We start from the raw sequence: 20,135 nt of genomic DNA on the forward strand, positions 1-20,135 counted from the left end.
CCAGCACGTGCAGATTCAAGTTTAGAATGCGTGAGCACTTTGTGAAGGTTTCTTCAGACAAAAAAGCCGCTGCGTTGCGGCAGCGGCTTTGAATGGTTCTGATCGCTCAGGCAATCAGTTGCCGATTGTCTGCAGATAGGCAATCACGTCGGCGCGATCCTGCGGCTTTTTCAGGCCGGCAAAGCTCATCGAAGTGCCCGAGATATAATTGCCCGGCTTGGTCAGGAAGGCATCCAGCGCTTCGGGTGTCCAGTTGCCGCCATGCGCCTGCATACTGGCCGAGTACCCGGTGAAACCGTTGGCCGAGGCGACCGGGCGATTAACCACACCGTACAGGTAGGGGCCGGTGCCGTTTGCGCCGTCTTCCAGCTTGTGGCACGCGGTGCATTTGCGGAACACTTTTGCGCCGCTCTCGACGTCTGCGGCGGCCAGCAGGTCTTCGAAGACCACTTCTTCACCGTCGGCGCTTTCGCCCGAGCTTTCGGTTTCGATAATGTAGGCGGCCTCAGCCGAGCCATGGCCACCGGAAGAATAGAGGACATCTGCCCCCCACTTGGCCAGAAGCAGCACCAGGAATGTGCCGAACAGGCCTGCGGCGGCCTTGGTTACTGTCATCGTGTCGAACATTGATCGCGAGTCCATTTCAGCTGTCTGGGCAGCTGTCTAAGGCTTCCCCTTGCGAGAGGCAAGGTATAGACACCGCGACGAAACGACCAAATCGCGAACTTGTTGCATGGAATCGACCAAATGACCAATCGCATTGCCTTTCAGGGGGAACCCGGCGCCTACAGTCACGAGGCTTGCCGCAACGCTCGGCCAGATATGGAAGCCCTGCCCTGCCGCACTTTCGAGGATGTGATCGAATCGGTCCGCTCGGGTGCTGCGGATCTGGCAATGCTTCCGGTCGAGAACACGACCTATGGACGGGTGGCCGATATTCACCGGCTGTTACCTCACAGCGGGCTGCATATCATCGATGAGGCCTTTGTCCGTGTGCACATCAACCTTCTTGCCGTACCGGGTGCAAAACTGGAAGACATCACCGAGGCGCATTCGCATCTGGTACTGCTGCCGCAATGCGCGGGCTTTCTGAAGGAACACGGCATTCGCGGCCGCGTCAGCCCCGATAACGCCCGCGCCGCCCGCGAAGTGGCTGAGGAAGGCAATCCGCATTCAGCCGCGCTGGCCAGCGAGCTGGCCGCTGAGATCTATAACCTGAACGTTCTGGCCCGCCATATCGAGGATAATGACGACAACACGACCCGCTTTCTTGTCATGTCGCGCGAAACGGATTTGTCCCGCCGGGGCGATCATGGGATGATCACCAGCTTTGTGTTTCAGGTCCGCAACATCCCCGCCGCGCTTTACAAAGCGATGGGCGGGTTTGCCACCAATGGGATCAACATGACCAAGCTGGAAAGCTATATGGTCGACGGCTCCTTCACCGCGACGCAGTTTTACGCGGATATTGTCGGGCATCCCGAAGACCGCAACGTGCAGCTGGCCATGGACGAGCTTGAGCATTTCACGACCAATGTCGAGGTTCTGGGCGTCTATCCGGCAGCACATCCGCGCGGATAATCACGGTTCGCCATGGCATTCCTTTGAGCTTGTTTCGTTGTTGCCCATTTTTTCGAAGCTGTTTGCAATGCCGGTGGCCCCCCATGTCTCGTGCCGCTGCGCCTGGAATCGTCGCTCTCTAGCGGTTAATCCGGTAGACCTTTGACACAGACCCATCTTGTGTGCGGTACGTCCGGAAACCCATGGCTTCGTAATAGGCCAGACCTTCAGTATTGCCTGCGCCAATTGTTGCATCGATAGCAGGGAGACCGCGCGCAAGGGCCGCGTCCAGAGTGTGCGCGAAAAGTGCGCGCCCGATCCCAAGCAGGGCGGCTGATGGTCGGATATGGGTTCCAATCACGCCCCACCCCACTGACACGCCGTAGGGGTTGTTTTCGACCGCATCTTTCAGGGATTGGAACCCGAGCACGTGACCATTCGGGTCCGTGGCGATTGTACATCGTAATTGATCCGGATGGCGAATATAGTGCCTTAGGGCAAAATCGACATCGTGGGCTTTGCGCCGCTTGCCAGCCAGGACCAGATCGTGAAGGACGCCAGCGACCCCTTCGGCATCGGTTTCGGATGCGGGTTTAAAACTCAGGTGGTCCGATCCCTTCACACCTGCAGTGCGATCTTGTGTCTTACCCGCCATGCAGGTGCCTCTGCTCCAACTCGCGTGCGAATTCGCTGAGACGCACCTGAAACCGCTTGCGAAACCTCGACTGCCCCAGCTTCATGGATTGCAACAGCAACCGTGCCGGCAGGGACTTGGCGGCCAGGGACATCTCGATGCTCAGGCGTGTCCGGCGCGGGGACAGGGCCAGAAAATCCACGGTCGTGAACCCGGTAATGCCCTTGCTGGCAGCGTCAAATCGCATTTGCGAAGGCCTGTCGAAATCTGTCATAACCACTGACATCTGACGCGGCTTTCCGCGCAGTTTGAACTCCGTATTCCACTCGGTTCCGGCAGTCACCGCTGCGCCACCGCCCAAACGGCGCACATCGATGCCGCGGCGCATTGCCATACGCTCGAACCGTTCGAAATCCGACACCATGTCGAATACCGATTGGATGGGGGCTTCGATATCTTCGCGCGCTGAAAACTGCATACTGACCTTTGCTGTCGTAATTACTGAGCCAATGTTTCCTCAGTCCAGAGTATCTGCAAGCCAGTTCTGAAGCAGAAAATGAGCGACTGCCCCCTTGCGCGCTGGCAATAGCCTAGGATGATCGCCTGCAAAGGCCTGCATCATTTCGGATTTGCTGACCCACATCGCCTCTTCTATTTCGACCGGATCGATCACGATGTTGCGTGACAACGCCTCACCTGCACACCCAAACATCAATGAGGCCGGAAACGGCCAGGGCTGGCTGGACAGGTACGAAACCGCACCCACCGGCACGCCCGCCTCTTCCATCACTTCGCGGCGCACTGCTGCCTCAAGCGTTTCGCCGGGCTCAACAAATCCCGCCAGCAAGGAGAACATCCCGTCAGGCCAGCCCGGAGACCGGCCCATCAGCACGCTGTCACCATGCGTGATCAACATGATCACAACCGGATCGGTGCGCGGAAAGTGCTGCCCGCCACAGGATGGGCAACTGCGCTGCCATCCCCCTTGCGACACCTCGCTGGCGGCACCGCATCGTGCGCAATATCGATGTGTTTCATGCCAGCCGATTATTGCCTTAGACGTGGCCGCCAGTTCCGCGTCGCGTGCCGACAGCCGTGTCATGATCCGGCGCAGTTCGGCAAACACGTGGCCTTGCGGTAAATCCGGGTGTTGTTGTTCGGACTTGTCCACGAAGGCGCCCAGACTGGTCAGATCCAGCCCCTCGGCTGCCCATGCGGAAATATCAACGGCAAACACGGGGGCGCTGTCAGCGCTCAGACCCAAAAACACCGGGGATTCAATGACGCCACCGGGACCACTGCTGATCAGCGGATGCGTCATCGGGATCATGGCAAGCTGGTCCAACCCCTCACCCTGTACCAGCAGCTTTCCACGCCACAGCAAGACACAGCGGGCGGCCGGGTTGTGCATCGCCTCGGCCAGCTTGTCCGCATCTCCGCGATACTGCGCCGCCCGATCAAGGCCCGAACCCCCGAAGGTTACCTGCTCTGCGTTTTTCATTGGATTTCCTTTTGGTCTTGCGCACAGGGCTGCCACGTCTCGGCCCGTGTTGCAATGGCTATTCAGGGATAGAAAATCCACCTCCCTGCCGCTGAAAAGCCGCATGGTGGCCTCGGAAAAATCATTTAGAGTGAATTTTGATGGATTTAATCAATACCCACATTCAATAGCAGAATACTCAAAGTGAAGATCCCCTCCTCGACGCAGGTACAGCCCATTGGTGACATTGGGAAAATTCGCATTCTGGCCACAACCGACCTGCATATGAACCTGACCGGTTTTGACTATTACACCGACACGCCAGACCAGACGGTTGGATTGACGCGCACCGCCAGCCTGATCCGCGCTGCCCGGCAAGAGGCCGAACGCGCGCTGGTGCTGATGTTTGACAACGGGGATTCGTTGCAGGGAACCCCAATGGGCGATTGGGCCGCCAAAAGTGGCACTGCCCATCCGATGATGACGGCGTTCGAAGCCCTGGATTATGACGCGATCGGGCTGGGCAACCATGATTTCGGGTTTGGGCTGGCGACATTGGGCAACATCCTGACGCAAGCCCCCTGCCCAGTTATTTGTAGCAACCTGTATCGCACGCGCGGACCTCAGCCCTGGCAGCGGCACATCGTTTTGGACCGCACCGTGTCTTTGAACGGTGAAGACATTCCCGTTCGCATCGGCATCTTCTCGGTTCTTCCGCCGCAAACGGCCTGTTGGGAGGCGCATAATCTGGATGACGATATCGTCGTCGAGGATATCCTGCTTGCGGCTAAATCCCGGACGCAGACATTGCGCGACGAGGGTTGTGATATCATCGTGGCGCTTGCCCATTCCGGCCTTGGGGGCAGCGAGCCGGTAGCGGGGATGGAAAACGCCGTGATACCCTTGGCCGCGATCAAAGGCATCGATGCCGTTGTGGCCGGGCACACCCACCTGACACTTCCAGGAGAGAGCCACGCCAATACCCCGATGGTCGATCACCTGACGGGGCTGGTACATGGGACGCCCGTTGTCATGCCGGGATCAGCGGGCTCTTACCTGGGGGTTATCGATTTGGCCGTGACCGCCGGGCCGGACGGCAAAGTGCGAATCCGGGATAGCCGCGTCGAACTGCGCCCGGTTATCAGCAACGGCACAGCCGTCGGGGAAGACCGTGAAATTGCGGGTCTGTGTGAGGTGGCGCATCCTATGACCCGTCAATCCGTTGCGGCACCGGTGGCACATATCCCGGATACATTGCACAGCTATTTCAGTTGCTGTGCGCCGGATCGCGGGCTGAACCTTGTAGCTGCGGCGCAAGCCGCCGCACTGCGCCCGCTTTTGCAGGGAACAGACCTGGCGGATCTGCCGATTCTGTCGGTTGTTTCGCCTGCCAAATCCGGCGGGCGCTCAGGCCCCCGCCATTATACCGAGGTACCCGCCGGAGAAATATGTTTGCGCCATGTCGCGGATCTGCATGTGTTTCCCAACGAGCTGCGCGCAATCCGGATCAGCGGCGCGCATCTGCTGGACTGGTTGGAGATGTCGGCCAGCGTATTCAACCAGTTAAAGCCCGGTTCCGAGCCCGAACTGATCAACCCTGAACGGGCCGGGTACAATTTCGACATCGTGTTTGGACTGTCTTATCAGATCGACCCCACTCAGCCGCCTCGATACGATGCGCAGGGGAAAATGATCCATCCAGACCACAGGCGGATCAGCGATCTGACATATGCAGGCCGCCCCGTACGACCGGAGCAGATGTTCGTTATGGCGCTGAACAATTACCGCGCCAGCGGAGGCGGGCATTTCCCGCATGCGACAACGTCTGAGTTCATCAGCCTGCCACCGCTGAGCATCAAGGACCTTGTGCGGGATTACCTGGCGCAGCACCTTCCGCCCGATCCGATCGTCACGCAGCCCTACCCGTTCTCGCTGATGCCGCAGCGGGGCGTGACAACAATTCTTCGAACAGGTCCGGGCGCCCCGAAATATTTGGATGAGTTGCGCAGGTTCGATCCCGTGTTGCTGGGCTCGGATGGCAGGGGATTTGAACGCATCCGCCTGACGCTCTGACGGGTTGTCTTTTCCCGTTGCCTTCCCTATATCCGGACTCGAGAGGTTGGCGCGGGCGAGCGCCTCGCCAACCTGGTCAGGTCCGGAAGGAAGCAGCCACAACGAGCCCCGCTTGGGTCGATGTCCAACCTCTCACTTCGTGAACCACAGCCACAGGAGGGCTTTATGATTGTAGTGAAAACCCTTCGGGCAGACTGGTTCTGATTCACCGGAATCACCGGACTGCCTGAACACACGACCTGCGGATGCGCGCTTGCCATCCGTTGGCATTGCTGTTTCTGAAAACAGGCAGATAAATGTCTTATACGCTTTCGGACCTGGGATGGTCCTCTTACTTTGCCGCGCAGCATGCGGTTTTTCCTTCTGACACGCCCTTTCGTATCGCATCGGTACATCGGGACCGTCTGATCGGGCTGAGCCCGGATGGTGATATCCCTTTGCTGACACCGGATAATCCGACCGGTTCATATGCCGTTGGAGATTGGGTCCTCGCCGACGCCGAAAACCGCGTGCGTCACATTCTGGACCGGCGCAGCCTGCTGCAACGCAGGGCTGCCGGTACAGGTGCCGCAACACAACTGATAGCAGCCAATGTCGATGTGTTGTTCATCGTCAGCTCGTGCAACGCCGATTTCAACCTGCCCCGGCTGGAACGTTATCTGGCGCTGGCACATCAGGCCGGATGTTATCCTGTCGTTGTCCTGACGAAAGCTGACCAGTCGGATGACCCCGGCAGTTTCTCGGGACAAGTGCAATCTCTGGACCCTTTTTTGTCGGTAATGGCGATCAATGCGCTGGACCCGGCAGATATCGAAAAGGTTCTGGCATGGTGCCCCAAAGGCCAGACCGGCGCGCTGGTCGGGTCGTCGGGCGTGGGTAAAACGACGCTCAGCAACGCCATGACGGATCAAAACCTCGCCACCTCTGGAATTCGCGAAGACGACGCACGGGGCAGGCACACGACAACGGTGCGCGCGTTGCACCGGATGGGTAACGGTGGCTGGCTGATTGACACGCCGGGAATGCGCGCATTGCGTTTGTTGGACGCTCAGGACGGGATCGACAACGTGTTCTCGGACATCACAGAGCTTGGCCAAAGCTGCCGCTTTTCGGATTGTCAGCACGAGACCGAGCCCGGCTGTGCCGTGCAGAACGCAATAGGCAAGGGCGTTCTTGATCCGGCGCGGCTGGACCGTTGGCGCAAGCTGCGGCGCGAAGATCAGCGAAACTCGGAAACCGTTGCGCAATCGCGGGCGCGGGACAAGGCGTTCGGCAAGATGGTCCGCGGTGTCATGCAGGACAAGAAGCTTCGCAAACGGCCATAGCTGCAAGGTGTTATGGAAAACCTGCGTCGCGTCTGATCAGGCGATCAGGCGCGGCCAGACCGCTGCATTGCGCCGGGCAAATGCGCCTATGTGACCAATCTCCGGCAGCCCAAATTCGGCAGGCTTCAGAAGGTGGCGTCTGGCCCCGGGGCCATACAGATCGGCAAGGCGCCAAACCGCCTCGGGCGGAACCATCTGGTCGTCTTCGAACGTGAACAGATCCACAGCTGTTCCAGAACTGCCCCAATGCGCATCAGGCAAATTCTGCCCGATCTCGGGAACGTAGCTAAGAGGAGCTGTGCACCATTTGCGCCATTGCCAGTATACCGAGGCTGGCAGGTCCGAGCCAAACCCGATTGCTTTGCCAGGCAGATAGCCAAGCGCCCGCACCATCAGCGGTGCATGGCCATACCAGAACAGCCCCGCCAACCCCCGATAGGGCCATGGGTGATCTTTCAAAGTCACCAGCCCCGAACACACACAGATCATACGGTCGATCTGGTTGATATCCGGCTGCACCGGCCCCAGCATCGCACCGACCGAATGGCCAATGGTCCAGTGCTGCGCCTTAGGAAATCGCCTGCGCAATTCGGCCCGTGCCGCTGGCATGTCGATCAATGCCCAATCCGCCATTGTTGCAGTTGCGTCTTTCAGGCGACCGACCAAAGAAAGCCCGTAGTCCCGATAGTCATAGGTCAGGCAAGCTATCCCCCGCTCGGTAGCCAGCCATCGCGCGAAGTGTTGATAATAGTCACGCGGCACGCCTGTGGCACTGTTCAGCACGACAACGGTTTCCGGCTCACCCACTGGCCGATGCAACCGCGCCGACAAGGTCACGGACCCTGACGGAAAGCGGAAATCTTCGATCAACACCGTCTGTTCCGTATCCAACATGATTCCCGGCTTTCGCTGAAACAATCGGTTTGCCTGCCTTCGATGCTGACGACACTAGGCCGGAACGTAAACCGCATCCAGCATGACCAAACGTCCGGCCTAAAGATCGGCTTGACTCGGAACGCGATCAGACGCTAGCGGTTGTGTGATGGTTTCCGGCCCCCACAAGAGGTCGGGATGAAAAGGGAACACGGTGCGGTTTGTCTGGTCACGCAGGCATCAACCAAGTCCGCGACTGCCCCCGCAACTGTAAGCGTTAAGCAATGCCGAAATACCACTGGCCTATGGGCTGGGAAGGTCGGCAGAGCAATGACCCGCAAGTCAGGAGACCTGCCATCGGAACTGAAACCGAAACTCGGGCGGGGTGTCCGGGCAGGTCCTGACGGCGAAATGCTGTCCCACCTGCCCCAATATTCCAGCCCACCACGCGCGGAGGGCGCAGGATGATCTGGAAGACAAAGTCACACGAATACAGCGCAACAGTGTGCCAGCGGACGGGCAAAACCTGCCCGGCTTTGGCGCGACTGGCCCGCTCGATTTCCGAAGCCATGGCGCAGGCGGTTTCGGCCACCAGCGAGGATTTCGAATTTGAAGGCAGCAGCGCGCTATCACATTGCGCGGAAGGGTGCATGGCAACGATCCGAGCGCGATCCGACAGCGTTCGCGTTTTCTGCGGGGCGCACCCTGATACGGCAATTCGGGACCTTGATGCCTATGCCGATTTGATCTTCGGACCTACATTCAGCACGCTGCCCTCGGGCATTGTCGCGAACCCGCCTTGCGCCATGATCGAGGTTTCAACGATCCGGCCTCGGAAAACCGGCTACGCACCCCAGCAGCTGTCAGCTTGATCCCACTTCCACCTGTGCCGGGGTGATCCGGGACGCCCAGGCCAGCTGCGCATCGGTTTCGACAGCGCAGGGGCGCACGGCCCGCAGGCGGTCCAGTGCGTCGCTGGCGCGTTCACCGCATTCAACCATCAGTCGCAGAACAATCATCCCGGATCTGCCGCACCCCCCACGGCAATGCACAAGAACCCGGCCACCGCCCGACAGCGCATGTCGGGCCGTGGCGCTGACCTCTGGCCAGGCCTTCTGAACCGCCTGCGTCGGTGCTCCAAAATCTTCGATCGGCAGGTGAACCCACCGGCTGGCACGGCTTTGGATGTCGCTGCCAAAGTGCTGCGCGCCATCCTGAAGCATTTCAACATCCGTCGTCATTGAAATCACAAGGCCCGGTTTCCACGCCGCAATCATATCCAGATCGCCGACGTAATCCCCGCCACGCCCGGGCATTGAAGTAAGGGCAAGCGTTCCGCCTCCGACCTGCAGAGCAAAAATGACCAGCTGCGACATGAAGTGCGTCCTCCCCCAAGGTACTCTTTAAGAAATGAGCCATTAAATCCGCTGGACCAGTTTAGTTGGAAACCAGCCCGTTTCTGAAACAAAAAATCATCACGCCCCACAGTGGACGCGGACTGCCGCCGCCACTACGCTGTGCCGAAGCACCGAATCCGAGCGAGTAGACATGACAGACACGCCCAGCCCCGCCTATCAGGTTCTCGCCCGCAAATACCGCCCGGAAACCTTTGCCGACCTGGTGGGTCAGGATGCCATGGTGCGCACCCTGAAAAACGCTTTTGAAGCCGACCGGATTGCGCAGGCCTTTGTCATGACCGGCATTCGCGGAACGGGTAAAACCACCACGGCACGGATCATCGCCAAGGGCATGAACTGTATCGGACCGGATGGAACCGGAGGGCCGACAACAGAGCCTTGCGGTCAGTGCGAGCATTGCATCGCGATCATGGAAGGCCGCCATGTCGATGTGATGGAAATGGATGCCGCCAGCCGTACCGGCGTCAACGATATCCGCGAGATCATCGACAGTGTCCGCTATCGCGCGGCCAGCGCGCGCTACAAGATCTACATCGTCGACGAGGTTCACATGCTCTCGACCAGCGCATTCAACGCGCTGCTCAAGACGCTCGAGGAACCGCCCGCACATGTGAAATTCATCTTCGCGACCACCGAGATTCGCAAAGTGCCGGTCACGGTTCTGTCGCGGTGTCAGCGCTTTGACCTGCGCCGGATCGAGCCCGAAGACATGATCGGCCTGCTGCGCAAGATCGCCGGGGCCGAGAGCGCGCAGATCGCCGACGATGCGCTGGCGCTGATCACCCGCGCTGCAGAAGGGTCGGCCCGGGACGCGACCTCACTGCTGGATCAGGCGATTTCACACGGGGCTGGCGAGACGACCGCCGATCAGGTCCGTGCGATGCTGGGTCTGGCGGATCGTGGTCGTGTTCTGGACCTGATGGACATGATCCTGCGCGGTGACGCGGCAGGGGCGCTCACTGAACTGAGCGGACAATATGCGGAAGGCGCGGACCCTCTGGCCGTGCTGCGCGATCTGGCCGAAATCACGCATTGGGTGTCCGTCGTAAAGATCACACCTGACGCGGCCCAGGACCCGACGGTTTCCCCCGACGAACGCACACGGGGCCAGCACATGGCCGAGGCCTTGCCGATGCGGGTTCTGACCCGGATGTGGCAAATGCTGCTGCAGGCGCTGGAGGAAGTCTCTGCCGCGCCCAACGCGATGATGGCCGCCGAAATGGCTGTTATCCGACTGACGCATGTCGCCGATTTGCCCAGCCCCGAAGAGCTGATCAAACGGCTGCAAGACGCCCCACCTTCGCCACCCGGCGGGCCGGGCGGGGGCATGTCAATGTCCCGGCAGGCCCCGGTGGCAACGCAATCCAACGCGACCCCGCCGCCTGCCTATGCATCGCCCCCGCGCGGCGCGGGTGGCGCACCGGTTGCCGCGCTGGCGCAGGATGCCCAGACGGCCCTGGCCCGCTATCCAACCTTCGGGCATGTGGTGGAACTGATCCGCACAAACCGCGATGTGAAACTGCTTGTCGAGGTGGAAAGCGGCATGCGCCTTGTGTCGTACCAGCCCGGCCGGATCGAATTCACCCCGACGCCTCAGGCACCGTCGGATCTGGCGTCGCGATTGGGCTCTGCCCTGCAACGCTGGACTGGCAATCGGTGGGCCGTCTCCATTGTCTCGGACGGGGATGCCGCGACCATCGCGGAAGTGCGGGACCGGGCCGAACTGGCCCTGAAAGCCGAGGCCGAAGAACACCCGCTGGTTCAGGCCGTGCTGACGCAGTTCCCCAAGGCGAGGATCATAAGGATCGAAACACCTGAACAGCGTGCCGCCAAGGTTGAGACTGAGGCCCTTCCCGAAGTCGAAGATGAATGGGACCCCTTCGAAGAGGATTAGCCCTAAGCTTGTGGGTCCAAGTTTCAAGAAACCGGCATACTCACGCCCCTCCACGATACAACTGAGGGTGGGAATGCAGGCGCATGACTGATCGGTCGGCGACGCTCTGATCAGGACAGGCGGGAGACCTCTTGTGCCGCCTGCCTGCGGTCCGTATTTAGAACCAAACAGAAACACAGGAGACGACTGATGCTGAAAGGACTCGGCGGGCTTGGCGGACTGGGCGACATGGCCAAGATGATGAAATCCGCACAAGACCTGCAAACCAAGATGACCGAAATGCAGGAAGAGCTGAACAACATGATGGTTGTCGGCGAATCCGGTGCGGGGCTGGTCAAGGCAACGGCCACAGCCAAGGGTGAACTCAAGGGGCTGGACATCGATCCGTCGATATTCAACGGCGACGACAAGGAAGTGGTCGAAGACCTGATCCTGGCCGCCATCAAGGACGCTCAGGCTAAAGCTGCCGAACGTTCACAGGAAGAAATGGGCAAGCTGACCGAAAGCATGGGCCTGCCGAAGGACATCAAGCTACCGTTCTGAGCTTCATCTTTTCCCAAATACTCCCGCCGGAGGCTCCCTCCGGTGCAAAGCAGGGCAGGCCATGGGCACGAACAGCGAAATCGACAATCTGATCGACCTGATGGCCAAACTGCCGGGGCTCGGCCCGCGCTCGGCCCGCCGTGCGGTGCTGCATCTGATCCGCAAACGCGCTCTGCTTCTGACGCCCCTGTCAGGCGCCATGCAGCAAGTGGCCATCACCGCCCGCGAATGCCTGAATTGCGGCAACGTGGGCACCACGGATATCTGTGACATCTGCAATAGCGAGGCCCGAGCGACCGGCGAACTCTGCGTGGTCGAGGACGTCGCCGACCTCTGGGCGATGGAGCGGTCAGGGGTCTTCAAAGGCCGCTATCACGTGCTGGGTGGCACGCTGTCCGCACTGGACGGCATCGGCCCCGACGAACTGCGCATTCCCCGCCTCAGGGATCGGGTTCTGGCCGAAGGGATCACCGAAGTGATCCTTGCCTTGAACGCCACTGTCGACGGTCAGACCACCGCCCATTACATCGCGGACCAGCTGGAAGGTCAGGTGCGCCTGACCTCACTGGCGCAAGGCGTGCCCATCGGCGGAGAGTTGGATTATCTGGATGATGGGACGATTACGGCGGCGCTCAGGGCGCGTAAGGAAATTTAGGTCAGCATTTATAAATCAACGTCCCTAAAAAAGAGTCAGCAAGAACGGCGTCTCCAACGGTATTCAATTCAGGTACATATATTGCACAAATATCCAGATCTTATTGTACTGCGACATGGCGAAACGGAATGGAACACATTCGGGAAGTTCCAAGGGCGCATGAATTCCCCGTTGACGGAAATTGGCAAGTCTCAGGCCCGGAAGCAAAATGAGATACTCAGGCGAATACCGAATGCACCTTCGCGCGTTTTCGTCAGCCCGCAAGAGAGAGCAGTGCATACCGCCCGCTTAGCAACGACGCCTCATCATGAGTTGATATATGATGAACGGCTTATGGAAATCGCGTTTGGGCAATGGGAAGGCGCAACGCGTGATTTCATCCGAGAGCAAATCGATTGTTCCTATGAAAGCTATCATTGGTTCTTCCGCAGCCCGGGTGGGGAAAGCTTCGATGATATCTACGATAGAGTACACTCATTTCTGAAGGAACAAGATGAGCCTTCGATCATAGTAACCCACGGCGTCACGTCTTTGGTGCTAAGAGGGCTTTGGTTGGGTCTCGATCTGGACAATTTGCTACAGCTACCGCGAACTCAGGGTTGCGTGTTTCATCTTTCAAACGGAGTTGAAACCATAGTGACCTGAGCAAATGGTTTGGGTTCGGAACTCATGTTGCACTCATCATCGTTGCCAGAACAGTCACGGTGATAAAAAAGCGACTTTGGATGACCATCGAACTACTCTAAGGATGGGTAAATTCAGCGATTTATTTGGAGCCGCCCATGACCCGCCTTCTCGCCTTTACCTTCGCCGCCTTCACCGCAACCGCTGCCCTGTCGCAGGAACTGGTCGACAAGGGCTTTGTCGAAGGCTGGAACATCATGATGGACCCCGCGCTTGGGAACGGGTGTCTGATCCAGACGGTCTATCAGGACCTCTCGGTCGTGCGGCTGGGCTATGACGCATTGGATAATCGCGGGTACTTCGCCGTTTACAACAAGGCCTGGGGCAATATTGAACAGGGTAAAAGCTATCCCATCCGGTTCGAACTGGACGGCAAGAGCTTTGATGCAACCGCTATCGGGTTCAATGAACGCAAAGTGCCCGGTGCGACGGTTTTTTTCACCGACCGGAATTTCGTCACCGCGATTGCCCAGAACAAGACGATGACGGTTTACAATCCCGCAGGTGAGGTGGTGATGGCGATTGATCTGAAAGGCACCGCCAAGGCGCTGGACTATGCGCGGGACTGCCAGAACAAAAAACTTTAACGAATCGGATCGAACAGCGCGTCCTTGGCGGTGCAGTCGCGGATCACATTGCGGCCGCATGGCACCGGATCAAGGTCGCGCGACAGGCACAGGCGGACCTCTTCGATATAGCCCTGTTTGCAGGTGACCGTGATCATATCGCGCTCAAGCCCCGGATTGGCCGTCAAAAACGCATCCTCAACCACCGAAGCCGGCAGTTTGACGGATGCGTCCAGCTTGCGGAAGACCTGCGGGCGTTCTACCGCATCATAGGCACGCCGGGACAGGGCGAAATAGTCGGGCGCAGAAAGCCCCGAACAGGTGCCGTGTTTCTTCCACTGATGCCATGCAAGGCCAGCACTACCCTGAATATCTTCCATTTCCCGCGTCATGCGGCGCGATGGCGGCGCCTCGGGTGAGCGGCAGAAGGATGGCCAGCCCTGATCAAATTGCGGCCAGAGCCCGTGCAGGATCCATCCGTGGTCGTGTCGGTCGTCGCATTGGTCTGACCCGCGCGCGTCCCCTTCCCGGGCGCACCAGTTGGGCGACCAGCTAAGCGACAAGACGTAATAGTCGAACTCACCCGCTTTTTCACCATCGGCCAGCGCTGCCATCGCGCTGAAAACCCACAATACGACCCAGCGCATTCGCCTCTTCCCTTCTTGCTGCGTGGCGACTATATACGGGCCAAGTTCCCCGACAACGGAAACCTGCCCCAAGACCAAGGGGCCGCCGAATTCCGGCGACGGGAAAGATGTATGTATAGGAGACGGGCTGATGGCAAAACCGCTTATGGCCAAGGCAACCGCCGTATGGCTGGTGGACAACACCACGATCAGCTTCAAGCAGATCGCGGATTTCGTAGGGATGCACGAACTGGAAGTGCAGGGCATCGCCGATGGTGATGTGGCCGCAGGCGTAAAGGGCTTTGACCCAATCGCAAACAACCAGCTGACCCAGGATGAGATCGACGCCGCGCAGAACAACCACCTGCACAAGCTGAAGCTCAAGTTCAACCCGGCGGCATCTGGCGAAGAAAAGCGCCGTGGCCCGCGTTATACCCCGCTGTCCAAGCGTCAGGACCGTCCGAACTCGATCCTGTGGCTGGTCAAGTTCCACCCCGAACTCAGCGACGGCCAGATCGCCAAGCTGGTCGGCACCACCAAGCCGACCATCCAGTCGATCCGCGAGCGCACGCACTGGAACATCTCGAACATGCAGCCGATCGACCCGGTTGCGTTGGGCCTGTGCAAACAGTCCGAACTGGATGCGATCGTGCAGAAGGCAGCTGCCAAGAAAGCGGCCGAAGGCGGCGTGATGAGCGATGACGAGCGTCGCAAGCTGGTTTCGACCGAGCAGTCGCTGGAAATGGACGCTGCGCCGAAAATCCCGACCGCGATCGAAGGTCTGGAAACCTTCTCGCTGTCCGATGATCGGTCGGATGACAAAGACGACGAGCCTATCATCGACGCCGACAGTTTCTTCAACCTGCCCAAAGGCGGGGCGGATGATGAAGACGAGGATGATCCTCGTTTGTAACAGACAATCAGCCCCGGTCGGAACGGCTGGGGCTTTTTTGACGGACTTGTCATGCTGAGCATTCTTTCCGCGATTTTCGGTCCGCACCGCGCCGTAACGATCTATGCCTTTCTCAGGACATGGGGGCTGGGTCTGGCGGGTGGTGTTGTCATGATCGCCATCGTCACCACCTTGTTTCTGCTGGGGGACGAAGGCGAACATGAGCACGAGGCTTTTTTGATCGTACCGGTTCTGTCCGCAACCCCGGTGAACGGGGACCTGAAGAACGGCGTCGTAGCCTCGGTTCGCCTGCCCGATGGATCGGCCACGTCGATCACGTCGACCGAATCGCAGATTTCACAAACCGTAGGAACGACGGCCTGCGTGGAAAAACGCATCTACGTGAAAAGCGGTGAAGCCCGGTATCGGTTCAAACTGCCCCGTCTCTGCGAGTCCGGTTGATCAAGATTCCAGACCAAACAAAGCCGCCTATGATGACGCCGGGCGGCTTTTTCGTTCATACGACCTGAAAGATGATACCTGCGATTATTGCGCCCCCCACACCAAGGCTCAGGTAGGTGACAAACACGCGTGGTTTGACCAATGACCAGACTGCGGCCATCGCCGGAATGGAACTGACGGCACCCGCAACCATGAACGACATCGCAGCCCCTGCGGTCATGCCCTGTTCGATCAGACCTGCCAGCAGCGGCGGCGCGACATAGGAATTCAGATAGGCTGGCATCCCCACCAGTGCGGCAACGATGATCGGCAGCACGCCTTCTCCGCCAACGACGCCAGCGATGAGGTCCGCAGGCACATAGTTGACCAAAAGCGCCTCGAGCACATAGGCCAGTGCCAGCCACTTGAGCAGGAACAGCCCGTTGTGTACGAAATCCGAACGGAACCGAACCCGGCGTTCGGGCTCTTGCCAGAACTTCCAGACCGGCTTGTCATCCGCTTTCGGACCACATCCGCAGCACCCTGCAGGCTTGTATTCGCGCAAGGGCTGAGCAAATGCCCCCTGCTGCATCAGCAACCGAACCGCGAACCCGCCGAACAGGCCAAGCGCAACGGCTGCAACCGCTTTACCGATGGCAAAGGGCCATCCCAGCGCGGCTGCCGTAATCAAAAGCGTCGGCGGGTCGATCAATGGCGAGCTGAGCCAGAACGCCATCACGGCCGACAGGGGCGCTCCGAGTGCAAGCAAGCCCGCAATAAAGGGAATGACTTCGCAAGAACAAAATGGTGCGAGTCCGCCGAACAGGGCGGCCAGAAAGATCATCCGGGTCTCGCGCCCTTCAAAGGCGCGCGCCACCATCACCTCGGCCCCTGTCGCCTTGAGATATGACAACAGAAGCACGGCAAACAGGATGTATTGTCCAGTATGCGCCAAAGCCCTGACTGCAAAACTCACAACCTCACGCAGGTTGCCGGGGTCGAGAACGGCCACCACCACAAGAATGACGACGATCAATGCCCAGGGCGTCTTGATTATCTCAAGCGCACCTTTAGCGGTCAGTCGGGGGGATTGCGTCAATTCAGCCATCGTTGGCCACCTTTCCAAACGCGTCAGCGCAGCATTCGCTGAGAATGAACTGCGCCAGCGTCTTCAATTCGTCATAACAGGCCCGGTTGATCGTGGTGCGACCGATCTTTTCCTGCTCAACCACACCTCCGGCTGCAAGAAACCGCAGGTGGTGCGCCAAAGTCGACGGGGCAATCCCCGTCCGGTTCTGGATTTCGCCAACAGTCAGACCGGCCTCACCAGCCCGCACCAGTGTCTTGAGAACTTTCAGCCGGGCTTCCGAGCCCATGGCGGAAAATCCGGCAGCAGCGGTTTCCCACATGAGTCGCCTCCATTAAACTAGATTTCTAGTTTTTTAGTTTTATAAAAGATCCTGGTCAACCCACCTTGGGAAAATTTTCCATGGCACTGTAAGTCCAGATTGCCCCCGCCTTAAGTCCAACCTATAAGCAGGCATGGGGATATCGGTCGAAACATTCTTTCTTGAGCTCAACGGTCAGGGTACGTTGCAGGCCCAAATCCAGCAGATGATTGCAGAGGGCATTCTGTCCGGTCGCTTTCATGTCGGGGAAAAACTGCCATCCTCGCGAAAGCTGGCCGCACATCTGGGTGTCAGCCGCATCACGGTGACGCTGGCTTATACCGAGTTGCTGGCCAATGATTATCTGACGGCAAAGGGCCGGTCAGGATATTACGTCTCACAAAACGCGCCGGTTCCGCCCAAATACTCACCCGTGCAGCGCGGCACGGAATCTGTCGACTGGGACAGGGCACTGGCGCGCCGCTTTCTGGACAGCGACGTCCTGCCGAAACCCAGCAACTGGCGCGAATACCGCTATCCGTTCATCTACGGTCAGGCCGACCGGACCCTGTTTGATCACGCCAACTGGAGATTGTGTGCGGTTCGCGCATTGGGGCATAAGGACTTCGATTCGCTGACAGGGGATTACGTGGATCAGGATGATCCGTTGTTGATCGAGTTCATCGCGCGCCACACCCTGCCGCGCCGTGGTATCGTTGCCCGCCCCGAAGAGATCTTGATCACCCTGGGCGCGCAGAACGCGCTTTGGCTGGCCTCTCGCATTTTGCTGACCCACAATCGCACGGCCGTAATCGAAGATCCCTGCTACTACGCGCTGCGAAGCCTTTTGAACCACTGGGACTGCGCTGTGACGCCCCTGAGCGTCGATCGCGACGGCTTGCCACCGGAGGCGATCCCCGACGAAGCGGATGTCATCTTTACCACCCCCAGCCATCAAAGCCCGACAACCGCGACGATGCCGGTCGACCGCCGCAACAAGCTACTGGATCGGGCACGCGATCTGGATGCAATGGTTGTCGAGGACGACTACGAATTCGAGATGGCCTTTCGCAGCGCACCTTCGCCTGCACTCAAGTCCATGGATCGGGATGGGCGCGTGATTTACGTGGGCAGTTTTTCCAAATCGCTGTTCCCGGGATTGCGGCTTGGATATATGGTCGGGTCCGAACCTTTCATCCGCGAAGCACGTGCGCTTCGCTCGTTGGTCCTGCGCCACCCTCCGGGTCATATTCAGCGCACGGCAGCGTATTTTCTGTCATTGGGCCATTACGACGCGCAGATCCGACGTATGTCGAAAGCCCTGCAAGAGCGGCGCGATGCGATGGACAAAGCCATCGAGGAAAGCGGGCTGACAGTGGCCGGGCGGGGTGTAATGGGCGGCTCTTCAATGTGGATGTCGGCCCCTGAGCACGTCAACACAACGCAGCTTGCGCTAAAGCTACAGAACCAGAGTGTTCATATCGAACCGGGTGCTCCGTTTTTCTCGGGGCCCGACAGGCCACAGAATTTCTACCGCCTCGGGTACTCTTCTATTTCGACCAACCGCATAGGCCCCGGCGTTGAACTTATCGCGGAAGCCATCCGGTCTGCCTGAGATCGCACTGGACATATTCCGCAGACGCGTCTGGCCCTAACGCAGGTCGCACCCTTACGCCAAAACCATATCAACCCCCGGGCCCCGGTGCCCGGTTTCCTCACTCTTGCTTGGAGAGCACCCCTATGAAGATGACGACGGAAGAGGCCTTTGTTAAGGTTTTGCAGATGCATGGAATTGAGCATGCGTTTGGGATCATTGGCTCGGCGATGATGCCGATTTCGGACCTGTTTCCGAAGGCTGGGATCATGTTCTGGGACTGTGCGCATGAGGGCAGCGCGGGGATGATGGCGGATGGCTACACCCGTGCCACCGGCAAGATGTCGATGATGATTGCGCAGAACGGCCCGGGCATCACCAACTTTGTGACCGCCGTCAAGACTGCCTACTGGAACCACACGCCGCTTCTGCTGGTGACCCCGCAGGCGGCCAACAAGACCATCGGTCAGGGGGGCTTCCAGGAAGTCGAGCAGATGAAGCTGTTCGAGGATATGGTTGCCTATCAGGAAGAGGTCCGCGACCCGACCCGCGTCTGCGAGGTTCTGAACCGTGTGATCATGCAGGCCAAGCGCGCCAGCGCCCCGGCGCAGCTGAACATCCCGCGCGACATGTGGACCCAGGTTGTCGATATCGACCTGCCCGCCATTGTCGAGTTCGAGCGCCCCTCGGGCGGCGAAACCGCCGTGGCCCAGGCGGCCGAGCTGCTGTCGAACGCCAGGAACCCTGTCATTCTGAACGGCGCCGGTGTGGTTCTGGCCGAAGGCGGCATCGAGGCGTCGAAAGCGCTGGCCGAGCGTCTGGATGCGCCGGTCTGCGTCGGCTACCAGCACAATGACGCCTTCCCGGGCAGCCACCCGCTGTTTGCCGGCCCGCTGGGCTATAACGGTTCGAAAGCGGGGATGGAGCTGATCAGCGAGGCGGATGTTGTCCTGTGCCTCGGCACCCGTCTGAACCCGTTCTCGACCCTGCCGGGCTATGGCATCAACTACTGGCCCGCGGATGCCAAGATCATCCAGGTTGACATCAACCCCGACCGTATCGGCCTGACCAAAGCTGTCAGCGTCGGTATCATCGGCGACGCTGCCAAGGTGGCAAAGGGCATTCTGGCCCAGCTGAGCGACACCGCCGGTGACGAAGGCCGCAAGGAGCGCAAAGAGCGCATCGCGCAGAAGAAATCGGCCTGGGCGCAGGAACTGACCTCGATGACCCACGAGGATGACGATCCGGGCACCACCTGGAACCAGCGTGCCCGCGCGGCCAAGCCCGACTGGATGAGCCCGCGCATGGCGTGGCGCGCCATTCAGGCGGCACTACCGAAAGAGGCGATCATCTCGTCCGACATCGGCAACAACTGCGCCATCGGCAACGCCTATCCGTCGTTTGAAGAGGGGCGCAAATACCTGGCGCCGGGCCTGTTCGGCCCCTGCGGCTATGGCCTGCCCGCCGTCGTCGGTGCCAAGATCGGCTG

The 20,135-nt window shown here is 59.4% G+C and carries 22 protein-coding genes, 1 other RNA gene and 1 riboswitch; of the genes, 14 read left to right on the forward strand and 9 right to left on the reverse strand.

Annotated elements, in window-relative coordinates:
• Positions 1–114: 114 nt before the first annotated feature.
• Entirely contained in the window at positions 115–627 is a 513-nt protein-coding gene (locus tag AC2FLU_RS12685; RefSeq protein WP_480555832.1) for a c-type cytochrome, read from the reverse strand.
• Between the two features lie 120 nt (positions 628–747).
• Between AC2FLU_RS12685 and AC2FLU_RS12690 the strand changes: the two genes are divergently transcribed.
• Complete coding sequence (locus tag AC2FLU_RS12690) at positions 748–1,581, forward strand: prephenate dehydratase (RefSeq protein ID WP_480495966.1); 834 nt, start codon at positions 748–750, stop codon at positions 1,579–1,581.
• 118 nt (positions 1,582–1,699) lie between these two features.
• Here the strand turns inward: AC2FLU_RS12690 and AC2FLU_RS12695 are convergent, their stop codons facing one another.
• The 3 genes from AC2FLU_RS12695 to nudC are packed head-to-tail and all read right to left on the reverse strand — an operon-like array spanning position 1,700 to position 3,695.
• Positions 1,700–2,215 (reverse strand): GNAT family N-acetyltransferase, encoded by a 516-nt coding sequence (locus AC2FLU_RS12695; RefSeq protein WP_496715505.1) that lies wholly within the window; start codon positions 2,213–2,215, stop codon positions 1,700–1,702.
• Complete coding sequence (locus tag AC2FLU_RS12700) at positions 2,205–2,672, reverse strand: SRPBCC family protein (protein WP_480520938.1); 468 nt, start codon at positions 2,670–2,672, stop codon at positions 2,205–2,207. Before AC2FLU_RS12700 ends, AC2FLU_RS12695 begins: the two co-directional genes overlap by 11 nt.
• Positions 2,673–2,711: 39 nt before the next feature.
• Positions 2,712–3,695, reverse strand: a complete 984-nt coding sequence (gene nudC, locus AC2FLU_RS12705; protein WP_496811997.1) for an NAD(+) diphosphatase — start codon at positions 3,693–3,695, stop codon at positions 2,712–2,714.
• A gap of 183 nt (positions 3,696–3,878) precedes the next feature.
• Between nudC and AC2FLU_RS12710 the strand changes: the two genes are divergently transcribed.
• The 3 genes from AC2FLU_RS12710 (at position 3,879) to rsgA (ending at position 7,072) form a co-directional block, all read left to right on the forward strand.
• On the forward strand, positions 3,879–5,747 hold the full coding sequence (locus AC2FLU_RS12710) for a bifunctional 2',3'-cyclic-nucleotide 2'-phosphodiesterase/3'-nucleotidase (protein WP_496808150.1): 1,869 nt from the start codon (positions 3,879–3,881) through the stop codon (positions 5,745–5,747).
• A gap of 39 nt (positions 5,748–5,786) precedes the next feature.
• Positions 5,787–5,885: signal recognition particle sRNA small type (gene ffs, locus AC2FLU_RS12715), an RNA gene on the forward strand.
• Between the two features lie 158 nt (positions 5,886–6,043).
• Positions 6,044–7,072, forward strand: a complete 1,029-nt coding sequence (gene rsgA, locus AC2FLU_RS12720) for a ribosome small subunit-dependent GTPase A (protein WP_496811998.1) — start codon at positions 6,044–6,046, stop codon at positions 7,070–7,072.
• A 36-nt stretch (positions 7,073–7,108) separates the two neighbouring features.
• Here the strand turns inward: rsgA and AC2FLU_RS12725 are convergent, their stop codons facing one another.
• Positions 7,109–7,966 (reverse strand): alpha/beta hydrolase family protein, encoded by an 858-nt coding sequence (locus AC2FLU_RS12725; RefSeq protein WP_496811999.1) that lies wholly within the window; start codon positions 7,964–7,966, stop codon positions 7,109–7,111.
• Positions 7,967–8,099: 133 nt separating this feature from the next.
• Positions 8,100–8,318, forward strand: a riboswitch (cobalamin riboswitch).
• Between the two features lie 91 nt (positions 8,319–8,409).
• Between AC2FLU_RS12725 and AC2FLU_RS12730 the strand changes: the two genes are divergently transcribed.
• Positions 8,410–8,817 carry a hypothetical protein gene (locus AC2FLU_RS12730; RefSeq protein ID WP_480520948.1) on the forward strand — a complete coding sequence of 136 codons (408 nt, stop codon included), beginning with the start codon at positions 8,410–8,412 and terminating at the stop codon, positions 8,815–8,817.
• Here the strand turns inward: AC2FLU_RS12730 and AC2FLU_RS12735 are convergent.
• Complete coding sequence (locus AC2FLU_RS12735) at positions 8,809–9,321, reverse strand: protein-tyrosine phosphatase family protein (protein WP_480488864.1); 513 nt, start codon at positions 9,319–9,321, stop codon at positions 8,809–8,811. The two genes, AC2FLU_RS12730 and AC2FLU_RS12735, sit on opposite strands and share 9 nt — an antisense overlap.
• A gap of 172 nt (positions 9,322–9,493) precedes the next feature.
• Here AC2FLU_RS12735 and AC2FLU_RS12740 point away from each other — a divergent pair, with 172 nt between their 5' ends.
• The 5 genes from AC2FLU_RS12740 to AC2FLU_RS12760 all read left to right on the forward strand — a co-directional run bounded on the left by AC2FLU_RS12740 (position 9,494) and on the right by AC2FLU_RS12760 (position 13,726).
• Positions 9,494–11,257, forward strand: coding sequence for a DNA polymerase III subunit gamma/tau (locus AC2FLU_RS12740; RefSeq protein ID WP_480555819.1), 1,764 nt, complete (start codon positions 9,494–9,496; stop codon positions 11,255–11,257).
• A gap of 189 nt (positions 11,258–11,446) precedes the next feature.
• Positions 11,447–11,800: a YbaB/EbfC family nucleoid-associated protein gene (locus tag AC2FLU_RS12745; RefSeq protein ID WP_209507712.1), complete on the forward strand. Its 354-nt coding sequence runs from the start codon at positions 11,447–11,449 to the stop codon at positions 11,798–11,800.
• A gap of 61 nt (positions 11,801–11,861) precedes the next feature.
• Positions 11,862–12,455 (forward strand): recombination mediator RecR, encoded by a 594-nt coding sequence (gene recR / locus AC2FLU_RS12750; RefSeq protein ID WP_496808148.1) that lies wholly within the window; start codon positions 11,862–11,864, stop codon positions 12,453–12,455.
• Positions 12,456–12,536: 81 nt separating this feature from the next.
• Entirely contained in the window at positions 12,537–13,100 is a 564-nt protein-coding gene (locus tag AC2FLU_RS12755) for a histidine phosphatase family protein (RefSeq protein ID WP_480555817.1), read from the forward strand.
• 137 nt (positions 13,101–13,237) lie between these two features.
• On the forward strand, positions 13,238–13,726 hold the full coding sequence (locus AC2FLU_RS12760) for a hypothetical protein (RefSeq protein ID WP_480555816.1): 489 nt from the start codon (positions 13,238–13,240) through the stop codon (positions 13,724–13,726).
• Here AC2FLU_RS12760 and AC2FLU_RS12765 read toward each other — a convergent pair.
• Complete coding sequence (locus AC2FLU_RS12765; RefSeq protein ID WP_496808147.1) at positions 13,723–14,352, reverse strand: ribonuclease T2 family protein; 630 nt, start codon at positions 14,350–14,352, stop codon at positions 13,723–13,725. The two genes, AC2FLU_RS12760 and AC2FLU_RS12765, sit on opposite strands and share 4 nt — an antisense overlap.
• A 130-nt stretch (positions 14,353–14,482) precedes the next feature.
• Here AC2FLU_RS12765 and AC2FLU_RS12770 point away from each other — a divergent pair, with 130 nt between their 5' ends.
• Complete coding sequence (locus tag AC2FLU_RS12770) at positions 14,483–15,244, forward strand: DUF1013 domain-containing protein (RefSeq protein ID WP_480474102.1); 762 nt, start codon at positions 14,483–14,485, stop codon at positions 15,242–15,244.
• 51 nt (positions 15,245–15,295) lie between these two features.
• A complete protein-coding gene (locus tag AC2FLU_RS12775) occupies positions 15,296–15,685 on the forward strand; it encodes a hypothetical protein (protein ID WP_267363610.1) in 390 nt (129 codons plus the stop codon).
• Between the two features lie 55 nt (positions 15,686–15,740).
• Here AC2FLU_RS12775 and AC2FLU_RS12780 read toward each other — a convergent pair whose 3' ends face one another.
• Together AC2FLU_RS12780 and AC2FLU_RS12785 are read right to left on the reverse strand one after the other, a co-directional pair.
• Positions 15,741–16,772 (reverse strand): permease, encoded by a 1,032-nt coding sequence (locus AC2FLU_RS12780; RefSeq protein ID WP_496808146.1) that lies wholly within the window; start codon positions 16,770–16,772, stop codon positions 15,741–15,743.
• Entirely contained in the window at positions 16,765–17,073 is a 309-nt protein-coding gene (locus AC2FLU_RS12785; RefSeq protein ID WP_480607110.1) for an ArsR/SmtB family transcription factor, read from the reverse strand. The genes AC2FLU_RS12780 and AC2FLU_RS12785 overlap by 8 nt, the downstream gene beginning before the upstream one ends.
• A 133-nt stretch (positions 17,074–17,206) precedes the next feature.
• Here AC2FLU_RS12785 and pdxR point away from each other — a divergent pair, with 133 nt between their 5' ends.
• Complete coding sequence (pdxR, locus tag AC2FLU_RS12790; protein ID WP_496808145.1) at positions 17,207–18,667, forward strand: MocR-like pyridoxine biosynthesis transcription factor PdxR; 1,461 nt, start codon at positions 17,207–17,209, stop codon at positions 18,665–18,667.
• 125 nt (positions 18,668–18,792) lie between these two features.
• The coding region (gene xsc, locus AC2FLU_RS12795) for a sulfoacetaldehyde acetyltransferase (RefSeq protein WP_496808144.1) at positions 18,793–20,135 on the forward strand (1,343 nt) is incomplete at its 3' end.

The organism is Ruegeria sp. SAZD013 (assembly GCF_059612525.1).

Excerpts from the sequence above, each read along its gene's own strand:
- AC2FLU_RS12770 (WP_480474102.1), top strand. The coding sequence starts at position 14,483 with ATGGCAAAACCGCTTATGGCCAAGGCAACCGCCGTATGGCTGGTGGAC.
- AC2FLU_RS12765 (WP_496808147.1), bottom strand. The coding sequence starts at position 14,352 with ATGCGCTGGGTCGTATTGTGGGTTTTCAGCGCGATGGCAGCGCTGGCC.
- AC2FLU_RS12685 (WP_480555832.1), bottom strand. The coding sequence starts at position 627 with ATGTTCGACACGATGACAGTAACCAAGGCCGCCGCAGGCCTGTTCGGC.
- AC2FLU_RS12735 (WP_480488864.1), bottom strand. The coding sequence starts at position 9,321 with ATGTCGCAGCTGGTCATTTTTGCTCTGCAGGTCGGAGGCGGAACGCTT.
- AC2FLU_RS12740 (WP_480555819.1), top strand. The coding sequence starts at position 9,494 with ATGACAGACACGCCCAGCCCCGCCTATCAGGTTCTCGCCCGCAAATAC.
- rsgA (WP_496811998.1), top strand. The coding sequence starts at position 6,044 with ATGTCTTATACGCTTTCGGACCTGGGATGGTCCTCTTACTTTGCCGCG.
- AC2FLU_RS12745 (WP_209507712.1), top strand. The coding sequence starts at position 11,447 with ATGCTGAAAGGACTCGGCGGGCTTGGCGGACTGGGCGACATGGCCAAG.
- recR (WP_496808148.1), top strand. The coding sequence starts at position 11,862 with ATGGGCACGAACAGCGAAATCGACAATCTGATCGACCTGATGGCCAAA.
- AC2FLU_RS12785 (WP_480607110.1), bottom strand. The coding sequence starts at position 17,073 with ATGTGGGAAACCGCTGCTGCCGGATTTTCCGCCATGGGCTCGGAAGCC.
- AC2FLU_RS12775 (WP_267363610.1), top strand. The coding sequence starts at position 15,296 with ATGCTGAGCATTCTTTCCGCGATTTTCGGTCCGCACCGCGCCGTAACG.
- AC2FLU_RS12700 (WP_480520938.1), bottom strand. The coding sequence starts at position 2,672 with ATGCAGTTTTCAGCGCGCGAAGATATCGAAGCCCCCATCCAATCGGTA.
- AC2FLU_RS12690 (WP_480495966.1), top strand. The coding sequence starts at position 748 with ATGACCAATCGCATTGCCTTTCAGGGGGAACCCGGCGCCTACAGTCAC.
- AC2FLU_RS12725 (WP_496811999.1), bottom strand. The coding sequence starts at position 7,966 with ATGTTGGATACGGAACAGACGGTGTTGATCGAAGATTTCCGCTTTCCG.
- nudC (WP_496811997.1), bottom strand. The coding sequence starts at position 3,695 with ATGAAAAACGCAGAGCAGGTAACCTTCGGGGGTTCGGGCCTTGATCGG.
- AC2FLU_RS12760 (WP_480555816.1), top strand. The coding sequence starts at position 13,238 with ATGACCCGCCTTCTCGCCTTTACCTTCGCCGCCTTCACCGCAACCGCT.
- AC2FLU_RS12695 (WP_496715505.1), bottom strand. The coding sequence starts at position 2,215 with ATGGCGGGTAAGACACAAGATCGCACTGCAGGTGTGAAGGGATCGGAC.
- pdxR (WP_496808145.1), top strand. The coding sequence starts at position 17,207 with ATGGGGATATCGGTCGAAACATTCTTTCTTGAGCTCAACGGTCAGGGT.
- AC2FLU_RS12780 (WP_496808146.1), bottom strand. The coding sequence starts at position 16,772 with ATGGCTGAATTGACGCAATCCCCCCGACTGACCGCTAAAGGTGCGCTT.
- AC2FLU_RS12730 (WP_480520948.1), top strand. The coding sequence starts at position 8,410 with ATGATCTGGAAGACAAAGTCACACGAATACAGCGCAACAGTGTGCCAG.